Here is a 15684-nt window from a genome sequence, read left to right as displayed (position 1 = left end):
CGTCCGGAATTGCGTTTAAAGAGGAAGGGCATGGAATGCCCTTTTGTTGTTGGTTCAGCCGCCCTTGACGGCGCCGGCGGTAAGACCCGCCACGATCTGTTTCTGCGCGAACATGGTCAGCAGCAGCACTGGTAGCGTCACGATCAGCGCAGCTGCCGCGAGCGGTCCCCAGCTGACCTGTTCGAAGGACAACATGTTGTAGACCGCGACCGGCAGGGTGCGCGTTTCACGGCTGGCCAGCACGATGCCGAAGACGAAGTTGTTCCACGAGAAGATAACCGCCAGAATGAAGGAGACGACGATGCCGGGCTTGGCAATCGGCAGCGCCACCAGCCGGAACACCTGCCAGGAGGACGCGCCGTCGATGCTTGCCGCCTCTTCCAGCTCCTTCGGGGTTGTCTCGAAATAACCGATCATGATCCAGACGACGATTGGCACCGTCACCACCAGATGGATGATGATCTGCGGCCAGAGCGTGCCCAAGAGGTTCAGCCATTGGAACAGCAGGAACAGCGGAATGAGGAAGGAAAGGCCGGGCGTCATACGGGCGATCATGATGACAACAGCGGATTTTTCCGCCTTCAGCCTTGCGATGCCATAACCGGCCGGCACGCCGATGACGAGCGCCAGAATGGTCGCCGCTCCGGTGACGAGGACCGAATTCCAGAAATAGAGGAAGAAATTATTTTCCTCGAACACTTTCACATAGTTCGACCATGCAAAACGCTCGGGGATCAGGATCGGCGGATAGGCGCCGTTGTCGATTTCATATTTCAGCGACAGCGAGATCATCCAGATGAAGAACAGGATGACCGGCGAGATCATCACCAGCGCCACGAAGAACAGGCCGATGCGGTCGAGATTTTTGCGTTTCAGGATCTTTGTGGACATCAGTGTTCCTCCATCTCGTTCCATTGCGAGCGCTGGCGTACCATCAGAAGCACGAAGGACAGCGCCACGATGATGACGAAGAAGACGACAGCCATGGCCGAGCCGTAACCGATGTCGTAATAGGAAAACGCCGTATTATAGAGATAGATGTTGATGGTTTCAGACGCCGTGCCCGGCCCGCCCTGCGTCATCGCATAGATGATGTCGAAGCTTTTGACGGCATCGATGGAGCGGATGATGACGGCGATCATCAGGAACGGCGCAATCATCGGCATGGTCAGGTAACGGAACTTCTGCCAGGCGTTGGCGCCGTCGATTTCAGCACTTTCATAGGGTTCGCGGGGTACGGCGGCGAGACCGCCGAGCACGATCAGCATGACGAGCGGCGTCCATTGCCAGGTTTCCACCAGCACCAGCGAGGGGATGACGGTAGACTGGTTGTAGATCCATTCCAGCGGACCGATGCCGATCAGGGACAGCAGATAGTTCAGGACACCGAGCTGCGGGTGGAACATCATGGTCCAGACGAGTGCGATGGCGACCGGGGTCGCCATCATCGGCATCACGAAGACGCCGCGCAGAAAACCGCGCAGCGGAAATTGCGCATCGAAAACCAGCGCCGCCAATGTTCCGAGGAACAGGGGAGCAACAACCGACAGCACGGTATAGATGAGCGTGTGCCAGAGCGATTCCCAGAACCTGAGATCGCTTGCAAGCCTTATGTAGTTATCAAAACCGATAAAGCTCTGCTCCTGTCCGAGCGTCCAGCGATGCACGCTCATCCACAGGGTGAAGACCCACGGAAAAACGATAACCGCTGAAATGACGACAAGTGCCGGTATGACAAAGGGCCAGTAGTTGGGAGCAAGCCTTGCCGGCTTGCTCCCTTCCTTGAGACTGACGCCTGTTTTGGTGTTTTCGATGCTCACGGAGGCCATTATCCCTCGCTACGCGCCAGAACGGGTGCGAACTGTTCCGTCGCCTTTTTCAGTTCTGCTGCCGGATCGGCGCCGCCGATCATGTTGGTGAGGCCGACGCCGTAGATGTCGCGGAACTCCGTCACCGGAATGATGACCGGCAGGGCAAGCTGCGAGACCTTGCCGGAACCGACGACCGCATCCAGCCAGGCGGCCGGCATCTTCACGCCTTCGCGGACCTTCTGGTCTTCGAGGATGGACTGGCGGAACGGAACGCCGGCACCTGCCTGCAGCAGACGCGCACCCATATCGTGCGAGATCGCCCACTGGCAGAAGAGGTAAGCGGCTTCCTTTTTGCTGCTGGCTTCGACCACACCGAGACCATCGCCAAACGTGCCAGCGGCCTGAACTGCCGGGCCTTTCGGCATGACGCCGTAACCGACCTTGCCGACGACGCGGGATTTTTCCGGGTTCTCGATCGGCGGCGCAAAACCGACGCCATCGAACCACATGCCGATCTTGCCCTGCAGGAAGGCCGACTGCGCTTCCGCCCAGTTGAAGCCGGAAACGCCGGGAGGGGCGGCTTTGGTCATAAGGCGCTGATAGAGCTTGGCTGCCTCGACCGCTTCCTTGGATTCGGTGTCGATCTTTCCATCCGCGCTGATCGGCTTTGCGCCGTAACCCAGCATCAGCGAAGTCCAGACCGGGGTGTTGGCATTCTTCAGGCCGCGGGCGACGAAACCATAGGTATTGGTTGCGGGATCGGTAATCTTTTCCGCCGCCATCACCAGTTCCTCGAAGGTTTCGGGATATTTCAGGCCCTTGGCTTCGAAGAGTTCCTTGTTCCAGTAGACAATCCAGTAATCCACCGAGAAGGGCAGCGAGCGCAGCACGCCGTCGCTATCCTTGGCAAACAGCATGCCAGCTTCGGCGAAGTCCTTTTCGACCAGCGACGGATCGGTCAGCGACGGGTCCTTCAGGAAGCCGCTGATATCAGCCAGCCACTTGCCCTTTTCGAACTGGCGCTTCTGGACGTGGTAGCTCAGATGCACGACGTCGAAGCTCGGCTTGCCGGAGGAAAGCTCGATCACGACCTTCTGGCGCTGTTGTTGTTCCGGTGTTGCTTCGGCATTGACCTTGATGCCGGTCAGCTCCTCGAACTCGCCGAGATATTTGATCAGCGTTTCGCTGCGCGGGCTTTTGACCAGGTTGACTTCAAGTGTGGTGCCGGCGTGTTTTTTCCAGTTCACCGCTGCCGATGCCGGGCGAATGCCGAGCATCGCGCTGCCGCCAATCGCGGCCGTGCCTGCCAGAAAGGCGCGGCGCGTGGGGTTGAGCAATGAATGCGTCATGTCTGTTCTCCTCCAGTTAGCCGGAAATTCTCCTCACCCCGGCTTGTTGCTTATTTCCTGCAAGTCCAGCGCAGACCCTCTTTAGTCCCTGCCGGAGTTGCCTTAGACCGCCAGCGCCCTGTCCCTTGCGTTGCGGATATGGGCGGTCAGCCGTTCCACGGCCTCTTCGACGGATCGCCTTTCGATGGCTTCGAGAATGGCGAGATGTTCCTTCATCACCGACTTCACATGGCCGGCGATGCGAAAGCGCTCCTGATTGATGAGGCGCATCTTGATGGAATTGACGCGGTAGGCATTCGAGATGATCGAATTACCAAGACTATCGATGAAGGCGTCGTGCATGCCCCAGTCCACCTGCTGCGCATGCTGATCCAGCTCCGGCGATTCCCCGCCATTCTCCGCTGCTTCGGCAATATCGCGATGCTGTTTCAGGAGCTTCGCGATGGCCTCGTCGGAAGCCGAACGGGTAAAGTTCGCCACAGCTTCCTTTTCGAGAAAGATACGGAACTGGAACGCTTCGCGGATGAGGTTGATGTCGATATGGGCAACCTGCAATCCCCGCTGTGGCACGGTCTTGATCAGACCTTCCGCCTCCAGCCGTGGGATTGCCTCCCGGATCGCGCCGAGCGGCAGACCCGTCAGTTCCACGAGCCGGCGCTGCGAGATGAATTGCCCCGGACGAACGTCACGCGAGAGAAGGTGATGCGTAAAGCTCTCATACGCCCGTTCCCGCAATGTCTGTTCGCCGGTATCGTCCATGCTCAACCTTTCAGCTTTGTTCAGGCGGCCTGCCTGCGAAACAGCGCGTCGAATGCGCCTTCGATCTGCCGGCGGTCTTCCGGTGAAATGGCGACGAGTGGTGCACGCACATCCGACCAGATAGTTTCCCCTGTCGTGTGTGATACCAGCACCTTGACGGCAGGCGTAACCGGGAATTTCAGAAGTTCCACAACAAGATCGACGATGCGCGGATCGTCCTTGCCATCGACGGCCATGGCGCGCACTTCCTGCGTCAGGAAATTGGCAACGCCTGAGATGGCACCCTGGCCACCGAGGCGAACGCCCCTGGCGAGATCACGCTCGTCGCCGATAAGGATGGCAAGGTCACCGTGTTCCTTGAGGAGACGCTCGGTATGGTTCCAGTTGCCGGAGGAATCCTTGACGCCGGTGACGATGCCCGGAAATGCGGCCTTCAGCCGTCCCACCAGCTCGACGGACAGTGTTACCATGGTCACGGAGGGGATGTTGTAGACGAGAATGTCGCGCGCATCCTTGCCGATCTTTGAAAAGACAGCCGAGAACCAGGCAAACAGGCCGTCATCGCTGACGTTCTTGAAATAGGAGGGCGGGGCGAGCAGAATATTCCGCGCGCCGGCATTCAGGGCTTCGGCCGACTGGTCTGCCGCATCCTCGATGGAATCCACCAGAACACCGGTGACGATGCGCGACGGCGCAATGCCTGCTGCAATGAAGCTGGAGAGGATCGCCTGCCGTTCGCGGCTGCCGACGGAGCAGCCTTCACCTGTCGTGCCGAAGAGTGTCACGCTGTCGCAGCCGTTGGACAAACAGCGGCGCGCATGGGCGATCATGGCATCGATGTCGACCGTTCCGTCCGTTTTGAAAGGGGTCGTCAGGGCTGCCGAAAGGCCGAATTTCTGGGTCAATTAAGATGCTCCTCCAAGGTGACAACGGATTGATGGCATACTGACATGTTAGTTGTAAAGAGCTAATTGCAATATGATTGTTCGGAGCATGAGCGTGAAGGAGTTTGCTTGGAAAATGAGTTCGGGGGGGCTGCGAGGACCGATGAGGAGTGGTTGGGTCGGTCCGGACGGGCATGGGCTTATCGCGGTGAGAGACGCGCAAGCCTCATCGATAGGGAGAAGAAAAAATGCGAAAATAAAATTTGACTGTTGGAGTAAAGATTTTTATCAGGCAGTCTGAATGTAGGGATAAAGGGATCATCATGATGACCAGTGCGGAGCCGGCAGCGCCTGTAGCAGAGATCGAGCAAAGCCGCGTCAAGCGCCTGAAGGCAGCGACGCGCGGCGCGCATGGCGATCTCGATAGCTTCATCATGGCCGCAAAGCCGTTCGAGAGCCGGGAGAACTTCGGCAAATTCGTCGAAACGCAATATCTTTTCCATCGCGATCTCGATGTTTTCTTTTCCAATGTCACGCTGGATGGCCTGCTTCCCGACCTCAAGGGCCGTCGTCGTCTGGCGATGATCGAACAGGACCTTGCCGATCTCGGTCACGCCATTCCCGACACCGACGAGCCGCGGTTCACTGCCGAAATGCCGTTTGATCTGCCGGAAGCGATGGGTTGGCTTTATGTGGTCGAAGGCTCCAATCTCGGTGCGGCTTTCCTTCTGAAAGATGCGGCCAAGCTTGGCCTGACCGAAGAATTCGGCGCGCGCCATCTGGCCGGCGCACCGGAAGGACGCGGCCTGCACTGGCGCACCTTCACCGCGGCGCTCGATGAAATTTCGCTGACGGTGGAAGAGGAAGAGCGCGTCGTCGCCGGTGCTGAGGCTGCTTTCCGGGCGGTGCATGCCTATGCGCAGCAGCGGCTGGGTTGAGTTTTTGGCATAGCTTCAAGAGAGCTATCGCGGGTTGATCGTAGTTCCTGAAACGGTACTTCGTCATCCTCGGGCTTGTCCCGAGGATCTGCAACCGATTGATTTTACGCGACATGATTAGATCCTCGGGACAAGCCCGAGGATGACGAAGAGTGTGATGCGAGCTTTGCGGCACTTTCGGACTTACTGCGAGAGCCTCTCTCCTATGCCTCTAGCACTCATTTCTGCCGAATAAACAGGCAAATATTTTTATCAAATGATAAAAATTTTATCTTTTGGTAAAAGCTCGACGCGCCCCAAAATTTTATCCATTTGATAAAATTATTTTATTTGGTCTGGCACAGAACCTGCTACTCTTTTTGTCAAGTCAGGAGACACCTGACGTTAAAAAGGGAACTGCAAAATGGAAGTTGGTGTTTTTATCCCGATCGGGAACAATGGGTGGCTTCTTTCCGAAAACGCGCCGCAATACAAGCCGAGTTTTGATCTCAACAAGGCGATCACGCTGAAGGCGGAGCAATATGGTTTCGACTTCGCGCTGTCGATGATCAAGCTGCGCGGCTTCGGCGGCAAGACAGAGTTCTGGGACTATAATCTGGAATCCTTCACGCTGATGGCAGGCCTTGCCGCCGTCACCTCCAAGATCAAGCTGTTCGGCACCGCCGCCACGCTGGTCATGCCGCCCGCCATCGTCGCACGCATGGCGACCACGATCGATTCCATTTCCGGAGGTCGTTTCGGCATCAACCTTATTACCGGCTGGCAGCGCCCCGAGTACAGCCAGATGGGCCTTTGGCCGGGCGACGATTATTTCGGTGATCGCTATGAATATCTCGGCGAATATACCTCCGTGCTGAAAGAGCTGCTGACGGAAGGGCAGTCGGACTTCAAGGGCAAGTTCTTCCAGATGGATGATTGCCGCATGAAGCCGGTGCCGCAGGGTGACGTGAAGCTCATTTGCGCTGGTTCCTCCAATTCTGGCATGGCGTTTTCCGCCAAGTTTGCCGATTACAGCTTCTGCTTCGGCGTCGGCGTCAATACGCCGAAGGCTTTTGCGCCCACCAATGAGCGGCTGCTGGCGGCAACGGAAAAGTCCGGCCGCGAGGTGAAATCCGTCGTGCTGACGATGGTGCTTGCCGAGGAAAAATCCGAGGATGCCTGGGCGAAGTGGGAGCATTACAAGGCGGGCGCGGATGAGGACGCCATCAAGTGGCTCGGCCTGCAAAGCGCTGTCGACACCAAATCCGGCTCCGACACCAATGTAAGGCACATGTCCAATCCGGTCTCGGCGGTCAATATCAACATGGGAACGCTGATCGGCTCCTATGAGGAAGTGGCGGCGATGCTGGATGAAATGAGCGAAGTGCCGGGCACCGGCGGCGTGATGCTGACCTTTGACGACTTCCTCGAGGGCGTCGAAAAATTCGGCAAATATGTGCAGCCGCTGATGAAGAGCCGCCAGCATGTGCTGGCCGAACTGGAGGCTGCGGAATGAGTGAAGCCGTCGTGGCGGGATATAAGGGACCTGAAAGCCGCTCGGAAAGCGTGACGCTTCCCGCGAGGCCGGAGCCGATTACCCTGAAACCCAGCGAGACCGCCGTTGTCGTGGTCGATATGCAGAACGCCTATTCGACCGAGGGCGGTTACGTGGACCTTGCCGGGTTCGATATTTCCGGGGCCAAGGGCACCATTGCCAACATCAAAAAGACGCTGGATGCGGCGCGGGCGGCGGGCGTTCAGGTCATTTATTTCCAGAATGGCTGGGACAAGGATTATGTCGAAGCGGGCGGGCCGGGTTCGCCCAACTGGCACAAGTCCAATGCGCTGAAGACCATGCGCAAGAGGCCAGAATTGCAAGGCCAGCTTTTGGCCAAAGGCACCTGGGACTATGCCATCGTTGATGAGCTGCAACCGCAGCCCGGCGATATTCTGGTGCCGAAGACGCGTTACAGCGGGTTCTTCAACACCAATATGGACAGCGTTTTGCGTGCCCGTGGTATCCGCAATCTGGTCTTCGTCGGCATTGCCACCAATGTCTGTGTGGAAAGCTCGCTGCGCGACGCGTTCCATCTCGAATATTTCGGGGTGATGCTGGAGGATGCCACCCATCATCTGGGTCCGGATTTTATCCAGCAGGCGACGGTCTACAATGTCGAGAAGTTTTTCGGCTGGGTCGCCACCGTCAATGATTTCTGCGGCGTCATTTCACAGGCCGCACCCGTTAGCGCTTGATATCCAACCACAAAGAGGAGAACGAAATGCCGAAGAAGATCATCGTGCCAGTAGGCACCAGCAAACCCATCGCCCCTTTTTCGCCGGGAACCCTTGCCGATGGCGTAGTTTACGTGTCCGGCACGCTGCCCTTCGACAAGGACAATAATGTCGTGCATGTGGGCGATGCCAGTGCGCAGACACGCCATGTTCTCGAAACCATCAAGTCGGTCATCGAAACCGCCGGCGGCACGATGGAGGACGTGACGATGAACCACATCTTCATCACCGACTGGGCGAATTATCAGGCCGTCAACACGGTCTATGCCGAATATTTCCCCGGCGACAAGCCGGCGCGGTATTGCATCCAGTGCGGCCTGGTAAAGCCTGATGCACTGGTGGAAATCGCCACCGTTGCCCATATCGGCAAATAGGGCGAAGTGGCAGATGATGCATTTCGAGGTTCATGGCCGTACAGATGCCGGGGCGCCTACCATCATGCTGTCTTCGGGGCTGGGCGGATCGGGCGCCTATTGGGCACCGCAGATCGAGGCCCTTTCCGATCATTTCCGGATCGTCACCTATGATCATCGCGGAACCGGCAGGACGGGCGGGGAGGTGCCGACAGAGGGCGGCATATCTGCCATGGCGGATGATGTGCTGGAGATTGTCTCGGCACTGAACCTCGAAAAATTCCACTTCATGGGCCATGCGCTCGGCGGTCTGATCGGCCTCAATATCGCGCTCAGTCGGCCCGGTCTCATCGACAGGCTTGTGCTGATCAATGCCTGGAGCAAGGCCGATCCGCATTCCGGGCGCTGCTTTGACGTGCGGATCGAGCTTCTAGAGAAATCCGGTGTCGAGGCTTTCGTGAAAGCCCAACCGCTGTTTCTTTATCCGGCCGCATGGATGTCGGAACATCAGGAGCGGCTGGCACGGGATGATGCCCATGGCGTCGCGCATTTTCAGGGCAAGGTGAATGTGCTGCGGCGTATTGCGGCGCTGCGGGCTTTCGATATCGATAGCCGGCTTGGTGAGATCGGCAATCCGGTGCTGGTGGTGGCGACGAAGGACGATATTCTGGTGCCCTATACGCGCTCGCAGCGTTTGGCGGACGGATTGCTGCAAAGCGAGCTTTGCCTTTTGGATTTCGGGGCCCACGCGGTCAATATCACCGAGCCTGACCTTTTCAACACCCGGCTGTTGCAGTTCCTGCTGCCAGCCGACCAGACATTATGACAGGATTTTAGAGCAAGATGACGAAATCACTTGATGACGCTGCACTGGCGACGCTTTTCACCGAAGCACGCACCCACAATGGTTGGACGGACAAGCCGATCGGCGACGAGACGCTGATGGCCCTTTACGATCTGACGAAGATGGGGCCGACCTCAGCCAATTGTTCGCCAGCGCGTTTCGTCTTCGTGCGCAGCCAGGAGGGGAAGGAAAAGCTGAAGCCTGCGCTGTCTTCCGGCAATCTCGAAAAGACCATGGCGGCACCGGTGACTGTCATCGCCGCCATTGACAGCGAATTCTACGAGAAACTGCCGGAACTGTTTCCCCACGCCGATGCGCGTTCGTGGTTCACTTCCAGCCCGGCGGTGGCCGAAGAAACGGCCTTTCGCAACGCCACGCTTCAGGCCGGATATCTGATCCTTGCCGCCCGTGCGCTAGGGCTGGATACCGGTGCCATGTCCGGTTTCGACAAGGGCAAGGTGGATGCGGCGTTTTTCGCGGGCACGACGTGGAAATCCAATTTTCTGATCAATCTCGGTTATGGCGATCCGTCTAAGCTGTTCGGCCGCCTGCCGCGCCTTGGATTTGAAGACGCCTGTGTGCTGGCTTGATGTGTGCTGGCTTGATGGCCTGTTAAGGAAGGATGGGTTAGATGCAGATGATGTCTCTCGAAAAGGAAGCGGCAATGGAGACGAAGACTGCTGAGCAGCGCAGCCTCGATTATAGAAACGCCATGGCGCGGCTCGGTGCGGCGGTCAACATCGTCACGACGGATGGCGCGGCAGGACGTGCGGGCTTTGCAGCGACGGCCGTTTGCAGCGTTTCCGACAATCCGCCCACGCTTCTCGTCTGCCTCAACCGCAATGCCTCAGCCTACAAGGTGGTGAAGGCAAACGGTGTTATCTGCATCAATACGCTTGCTGCCCATCACGAGGTACTGAGCACGCTTTTCGGCGGCAAGACGCCGGCGGAAGAACGTTTCGCTGCCGGCAGCTGGGGTGTGCTCGAGACCGGTGCTCCGGTTCTGGAAGACGCACTGGTTTCTTTCGACTGCCGTATCCGCGAGGCCCATGACGGCGGCACGCATGATATTCTGATCTGCACTGTCGTTGATATGAAGATCAATGCGGGTGATGAAGCGCTGATGTATTTCAACCGGCGTTACCGGGTTCTTTGAACGCAGTCTCAGCGGCCGGATGACAAGCCCGAGGATGACGGTGGAGGTTTCTTTTCACGTCAGTAAAAAGGGCGTTCCCGGTTTCCCGGAAACGCCCTTTTCATTACTTGATGAGCGGCAGAAGCTCGTTGATCGACTTCTTCGCATCGCCATAGAACATGCGCGTATTGTCCTTGTAGAACAGCGGGTTCTCGATGCCGGAGTAACCCGTGCCCTGGCCGCGCTTGGAGACGATGACGAGCTTCGACTTCCACACTTCCAGAACCGGCATGCCGGCGATCGGCGAGTTCGGGTCGTCCTGTGCCGCCGGGTTGACGATATCGTTGGAGCCGATGACGATGACGACGTCGGTGCTCGGGAAATCGTCGTTGATCTCGTCCATTTCCAGCACGATGTCGTAGGGCACCTTGGCTTCGGCGAGCAGCACGTTCATGTGGCCGGGAAGGCGGCCGGCAACGGGGTGGATGGCGAAACGCACGGTCTTGCCGTCGGCGCGCAGCTTGCGGGTCAGCTCGGATACCGCGCTCTGGGCCTGCGCCACCGCCATGCCGTAACCGGGCACGATGATGACGCTGTCGGCGTCGTTGAGTGCTGCTGCCACGCCCTCGGCGTCGATCGCCACCTGCTCGCCCTCGATTTCCATCGCCGGGCCCGTCGTGCCGCCGAAGCCGCCGAGGATGACCGAGATGAAGGAGCGGTTCATCGCCTTGCACATGATGTAGGAGAGGATCGCACCCGAGGAGCCGACCAGCGCGCCCGTGACGATCAGGAGATCGTTGCCGAGCGTGAAGCCGATGGCGGCGGCCGCCCAGCCGGAATAGCTGTTGAGCATGGAAACGACGACAGGCATGTCGGCGCCGCCAATGCCCATGATCAGGTGGTAGCCAATGAAGAAGGCGGCAAGCGTCATCAGGACGAGCGTCCATGCGCCGGCGCCGTTGCAATACATGATGAGCAGCACGAGCGACAGGATCGCAGCAGCCGCGTTCAGCAGGTGTCCGCCCGGCAGCTTCTTCGCCTTGCCGTCCACCTTGCCGGCAAGCTTGCCGAAGGCGACGACGGAGCCGGTGAAGGTGACCGCGCCGATGAAGACGCCAAGGAAGACCTCGACCTTCATGATGGCCAGTTCAACCGGCGTCTTGTGGGCGAGGATAGCGGAAAAGCCGGTCAGCAACGACCGTGCCGTCTCATCGAGCGAGGCGACATGCGCTTCCTCGATATGGGCGTTGAAGCCGATGAAGACGGCGGCAAGACCGACGAAGGAGTGAAGGGCTGCCACAAGCTGCGGCATTTCGGTCATCTGCACGCGGCTTGCGACGAAGTAGCCGAGAACCGAGCCGCCGGCGAGCATCAGGAGCACGACGAGCCATTGCCCTACACCCTTGCTGATTTCGGGGCCGAAGACAGTGGCGACGATGGCGAGACCCATGCCTGTTATGCCGTACCAGACAGCGCGTTTGGCGCTTTCCTGTCCGGAAAGGCCGCCGAGGGAAAGGATGAAAAGAACGGCTGCGGCAACATAGGCCGCGGAAACGATACCAATGGTCATTTATTTAAATCCCCGCACGCTCAGGACTTCTGGAACATGGCGAGCATGCGCCGTGTCACGAGGAAACCGCCAACGATGTTGATCGTCGCGATCAGGACGGAAAGCGAGGCAAGGATCACCACCAGCCAGTTGCCGGAACCGATCTGCAGCAGCGCGCCGATGATGACGATGCCGGAAATGGCGTTCGTCACGGCCATCAGCGGTGTGTGAAGCGAGTGGCTGACGTTCCAGATAACCTGGAAACCGATGAAGCAGGCGAGCACGAAGACGATGAAGTGGCTCATGAAGCTTGCTGGTGCAAAAAGGCCGACGAGAAGCAGGGCCGCCGTACCAATGACCAGCAGCCCGACCTGGCTTTTGGTCTGCGCCTTGAACTCGGCCCGTTCTTTCGCGTGTTTTTCTTCAGGCGTCAGCTCTTTGACTCGTTCCTTCGGCTTCTGCGCCGCAATGGCTTGAATCTTCGGCGGCGGCGGCGGGAAAGTGATCTCGCCCTGATAGGTGACGGTCGCGCCGCGAATGACATCGTCTTCTATGTTGTGAACCGGCTTGCCGTCCTTCGCGGGCGTCAGATCGGTCATCATGTGACGGATGTTGGTGGAATAGAGCGTCGAGGCCTGCGCCGCCATGCGGCTAGGGAAATCCGTGTAGCCGATGACGATGACGCCGTTGTCGGAAACGATACGCTGGTCGGGCACCGTCAGATCGCAATTGCCGCCGCGCTCGGCAGCAAGGTCGATGATGACAGAACCCGGCTTCATTGCCGCCACCATGTCGGCGAGCCACAGTTTAGGGGCGTCACGGCCTGGGATCAGCGCCGTGGTGATGACGATATCGATCTGCGGCGCGAGTTCGCGAAATTTCTCCAGCTGCTTCTCGCGGAATTCCGGCGAGGAGGGAGCGGCATAACCGCCGGTGGCGGCACCATCCTGCTGCTGATCGGCAAAATCGAGATAGACGAATTCAGCGCCCATGGATTCGATCTGTTCGGCCACCTCAGGGCGCACGTCGAAGGCATAGGTGATGGCGCCGAGCGAGGTGGCGGTGCCGATGGCGGCAAGACCGGCGACGCCGGCACCGATCACCAGAACCTTGGCGGGCGGAACCTTGCCGGCGGCTGTTACCTGACCGGTGAAGAAGCGGCCGAAATTGTTACCCGCCTCGATGACCGCGCGATAACCGGCGATATTGGCCATGGAGGACAGGGCATCCATCTTCTGGGCGCGGGAAATGCGCGGCACCATGTCCATGGCGATGACGTTGGCGCCCTTTTCCTTCGCCTGCTCCAGAAGGTCCTTGTTCTGGGCGGGATAAAAGAACGAGATCAGCGTCTTGTCCGAAGACAGGCGATCAATCTCCGACGTTTCCGGCGGACGAACCTTGGCGATGATGTCGGATCCGGCGAAGAGCGCGTCGGCGCTATCGACCACCGTGACCCCAGCCGCGCGATAGGCGTCGTCGGAAAAACCGGCTGCCTTGCCGGCGCCGGCCTCGATCACGCAATCATATCCGAGTTTCTGCAGGGCCTGCGCGCTGTCGGGCGTCATGCCGACGCGCGCTTCGCCCTCATATAATTCCTTAGGCGTTCCGATTCTCAAAACTGCTCTCCCATTTCCCGTCCTGATAAGCCGTCATAGCCCATTTGGGGCGTTTTTGTCTTGTTATTGCTGTTTTTCTACCTGCGGCGGATTGACAGGCGGGAAAAGGCCATTTCGGGCGGTGGCGGTACGGCGGCAATAAAAAACCCGGCGCCATGGCGCCGGGTGGTTGTTTGGGGGTGCTTTCGCTCACTCCATGGTGTGGATGTCGCGATCCTTGGTTTCCGGCAGGAACAGCAGGCCGATGACCAGCGTGATGCCTGCAAAGACGATCGGATACCAGAGGCCGTAATAGATATCGCCTTTCGCCGCGCTCATCGCAAAGGCGGTGGCGGGCAGAAGACCGCCGAACCAGCCGTTGCCGATGTGATAGGGCAGCGACATGCCGGAGTAGCGGATGCGGGTCGGGAACAGTTCGACCAGCAGTGCCGCGATCGGGCCATAGACCATCGTCACATAGATCACGAGGACGGTCAGGACCGCGATGATGACGATCCAGTTCACGGCTGCCGGATCGGCCACCATGGTGAAGGCACCGCCGCCGGCGATGGTGTAGACGGCCATTTCCGCCGCACCGGCCGTTTCGGCAGGCGTCAGCAGCTTGTCGGCCACCAGCTTGTCGGTCGCAACCATCTTCTTGTCGGTGGCGCGAACGGCATCGGCATTGAGGTTGAGTTCCGGGTTTGCGGCAATGAAAGCGTCCAGTTTCGCGTCCGGCACCTGTGCCGCACCGCGTACCAGCGGGTAACCGCTGTCATGCAGTGCAATGTTGATCTGCTTCTGGAAGGCCTTGTCCTTCGCGGAAGCATCCGCGCCGGCCGCGATGGCGTCGTAGCTGGCGATGGTGGCGTCGCCGAGCTTGACGCTTGCCGGCTCACCGGCTGCTCCGGCAACCACGTCATAGGGGACGGAGTTGCGGGTCAGGAACGACGTGGCGATATCGCAGGATGTGGTGAATTTCGCAGTCCCAGTCGGGTTGAACTGGAACTTGCAGTCGCCCGGAGCCGCAGTCACGGTGGCGCGAACGGTGGATTGTGCCTGCGCAAGTGCCGGGTTGCCCGCCCATGTCAGTGCCTTGAACAGCGGGAAGTAGGTCAGCATGGCGAGGATAAGGCCGGCCATGATGATGGGCTTGCGGCCGATCTTGTCGGAAAGCCAGCCGAAGAGCACGAAGAAGCCGGTGCCGAGGATGAGCGCTGCCGCCACCATGATGTTGGCGGACTGGCCGTCCACCTTCAAGATGCTCTGCAGGAAGAACAGCGCGTAGAACTGGCCGGTGTACCAGACGACGGCCTGGCCGATGACGGCGCCGACGAGGGCGAGCAGGGCGATCTTGGCGTTTTTCCACTGGCCGAAAGCTTCGCTGAGCGGGGCCTTGGAGGTCTTGCCCTCTTCCTTCATCTTCTTGAAGGCAGGGGATTCGTTCATTTTCAGACGTATCCAGACCGAAACGCCAAGCAGCAGAACGGAAACGAGGAAGGGAATGCGCCAGCCCCAGGCTGCGAAGGCTTCTTTGCCGAGTGCGAACTGCACGCCGAGAATAACCATCAGCGACAGGAACAGGCCGAGTGTCGCCGTCGTCTGGATCCATGAGGTGTAATAGCCTCTGCGACCGTTGGGCGCGTGTTCTGCCACGTAGGTTGCAGCACCGCCATATTCACCGCCAAGCGCCAGACCCTGCAGCATGCGCAGGATGATCAGGATGATCGGGGCTGCGATGCCGATCTGCGATGCACCGGGCAGGACACCGACGAGGAAGGTCGAAACACCCATGATGAGAATGGTGATCAGGAAGGTGTATTTACGGCCGACGATATCCCCGAGACGCCCGAACACCAGCGCGCCGAAGGGGCGCACGAGGAAGCCGGCGGCAAAAGCCAGAAGCGCGAAGATGTTACGCGTTGTTTCCGGATATTGGCTGAAGAAGTTCGCGCCGATATAGATCGCGAGCGAGCCGTATAGATAAAAATCGTACCATTCGAAGACTGTTCCGAGAGAAGAGGCGAAAATCACCTTCTTCTCCTCGCCCGTCATTGGACGGGCAGCGCCGCTTGCGGCTGCAATATTTGCCATTCTCTGTCCTCCACAGATGTCCCAATCGACGCATTGCGGAGCCCGTCTCTCTCCTCCGGACTCACCTTGCGGCTGCGATGCGCGTGACATCAGAGTGACAGA

At 58.9% G+C, this 15684-nt stretch carries 15 protein-coding genes; 7 read left to right on the top strand and 8 right to left on the bottom strand.

The genetic code is table 11. From position 1 onward, the window contains the following. Positions 1–54: 54 nt before the first annotated feature. The 5 genes from GSF67_RS11715 to GSF67_RS11695 all read right to left on the bottom strand — a co-directional run bounded on the left by GSF67_RS11715 (position 55) and on the right by GSF67_RS11695 (position 4824). Positions 55–876 carry a carbohydrate ABC transporter permease gene (locus GSF67_RS11715; protein WP_170985890.1) on the bottom strand — a complete coding sequence of 274 codons (822 nt, stop codon included), beginning with the start codon at positions 874–876 and terminating at the stop codon, positions 55–57. A 14-nt stretch (positions 877–890) separates the two neighbouring features. Next, positions 891–1829 carry a carbohydrate ABC transporter permease gene (locus GSF67_RS11710; RefSeq protein WP_006312127.1) on the bottom strand — a complete coding sequence of 313 codons (939 nt, stop codon included), beginning with the start codon at positions 1827–1829 and terminating at the stop codon, positions 891–893. Further along, the gene (locus GSF67_RS11705) at positions 1829–3160 is read right to left on the bottom strand and encodes an ABC transporter substrate-binding protein (RefSeq protein ID WP_006312126.1); all 1332 of its coding nucleotides are present in this window, start codon (positions 3158–3160) and stop codon (positions 1829–1831) included. The genes GSF67_RS11710 and GSF67_RS11705 overlap by 1 nt, the downstream gene beginning before the upstream one ends. Positions 3161–3262: 102 nt before the next feature. Next, positions 3263–3919, bottom strand: coding sequence for a GntR family transcriptional regulator (locus GSF67_RS11700; protein ID WP_006312125.1), 657 nt, complete (start codon positions 3917–3919; stop codon positions 3263–3265). Positions 3920–3939: 20 nt separating this feature from the next. Then, entirely contained in the window at positions 3940–4824 is an 885-nt protein-coding gene (locus GSF67_RS11695) for a dihydrodipicolinate synthase family protein (RefSeq protein WP_006312124.1), read from the bottom strand. 305 nt (positions 4825–5129) lie between these two features. Here GSF67_RS11695 and GSF67_RS11690 point away from each other — a divergent pair, with 305 nt between their 5' ends. From GSF67_RS11690 to rutF, 7 genes are all read left to right on the top strand, one after another. After that, a complete protein-coding gene (locus tag GSF67_RS11690; protein WP_035215032.1) occupies positions 5130–5741 on the top strand; it encodes a biliverdin-producing heme oxygenase in 612 nt (203 codons plus the stop codon). A gap of 403 nt (positions 5742–6144) precedes the next feature. Then, a complete protein-coding gene (rutA, locus tag GSF67_RS11685; protein WP_006312122.1) occupies positions 6145–7236 on the top strand; it encodes a pyrimidine utilization protein A in 1092 nt (363 codons plus the stop codon). Beyond that, positions 7233–7973: a pyrimidine utilization protein B gene (rutB, locus tag GSF67_RS11680; RefSeq protein ID WP_006312121.1), complete on the top strand. Its 741-nt coding sequence runs from the start codon at positions 7233–7235 to the stop codon at positions 7971–7973. Before rutA ends, rutB begins: the two co-directional genes overlap by 4 nt. A 26-nt stretch (positions 7974–7999) precedes the next feature. Further along, entirely contained in the window at positions 8000–8386 is a 387-nt protein-coding gene (gene rutC / locus GSF67_RS11675; protein ID WP_004443491.1) for a pyrimidine utilization protein C, read from the top strand. A 13-nt stretch (positions 8387–8399) separates the two neighbouring features. Further along, positions 8400–9191, top strand: a complete 792-nt coding sequence (gene rutD / locus GSF67_RS11670) for a pyrimidine utilization protein D (protein ID WP_006312120.1) — start codon at positions 8400–8402, stop codon at positions 9189–9191. 17 nt (positions 9192–9208) lie between these two features. Next, complete coding sequence (locus GSF67_RS11665; RefSeq protein WP_006312119.1) at positions 9209–9799, top strand: malonic semialdehyde reductase; 591 nt, start codon at positions 9209–9211, stop codon at positions 9797–9799. 41 nt (positions 9800–9840) lie between these two features. Next, positions 9841–10365 carry an NADH-dependent FMN reductase RutF gene (gene rutF, locus GSF67_RS11660; RefSeq protein WP_006312118.1) on the top strand — a complete coding sequence of 175 codons (525 nt, stop codon included), beginning with the start codon at positions 9841–9843 and terminating at the stop codon, positions 10363–10365. Between the two features lie 103 nt (positions 10366–10468). Here the strand turns inward: rutF and GSF67_RS11655 are convergent, their stop codons facing one another. The 3 genes from GSF67_RS11655 to GSF67_RS11645 form a co-directional block, all read right to left on the bottom strand. After that, positions 10469–11914: an NAD(P)(+) transhydrogenase (Re/Si-specific) subunit beta gene (locus GSF67_RS11655; RefSeq protein ID WP_006312117.1), complete on the bottom strand. Its 1446-nt coding sequence runs from the start codon at positions 11912–11914 to the stop codon at positions 10469–10471. 20 nt (positions 11915–11934) lie between these two features. Further along, positions 11935–13509, bottom strand: coding sequence for a Re/Si-specific NAD(P)(+) transhydrogenase subunit alpha (locus tag GSF67_RS11650; protein WP_006312116.1), 1575 nt, complete (start codon positions 13507–13509; stop codon positions 11935–11937). A gap of 189 nt (positions 13510–13698) precedes the next feature. Beyond that, positions 13699–15582 (bottom strand): MFS transporter, encoded by a 1884-nt coding sequence (locus GSF67_RS11645; protein ID WP_006312115.1) that lies wholly within the window; start codon positions 15580–15582, stop codon positions 13699–13701. Positions 15583–15684: the final 102 nt, after the last annotated feature.

The organism is Agrobacterium sp. CGMCC 11546, from assembly GCF_013365515.1.
Classification (GTDB): Bacteria; Pseudomonadota; Alphaproteobacteria; order Rhizobiales; family Rhizobiaceae; genus Agrobacterium; species Agrobacterium fabrum.
The sequence above is the reverse complement of the archived record's forward strand: the minus strand, read 5'-3'. Positions and strand labels throughout refer to the sequence as shown.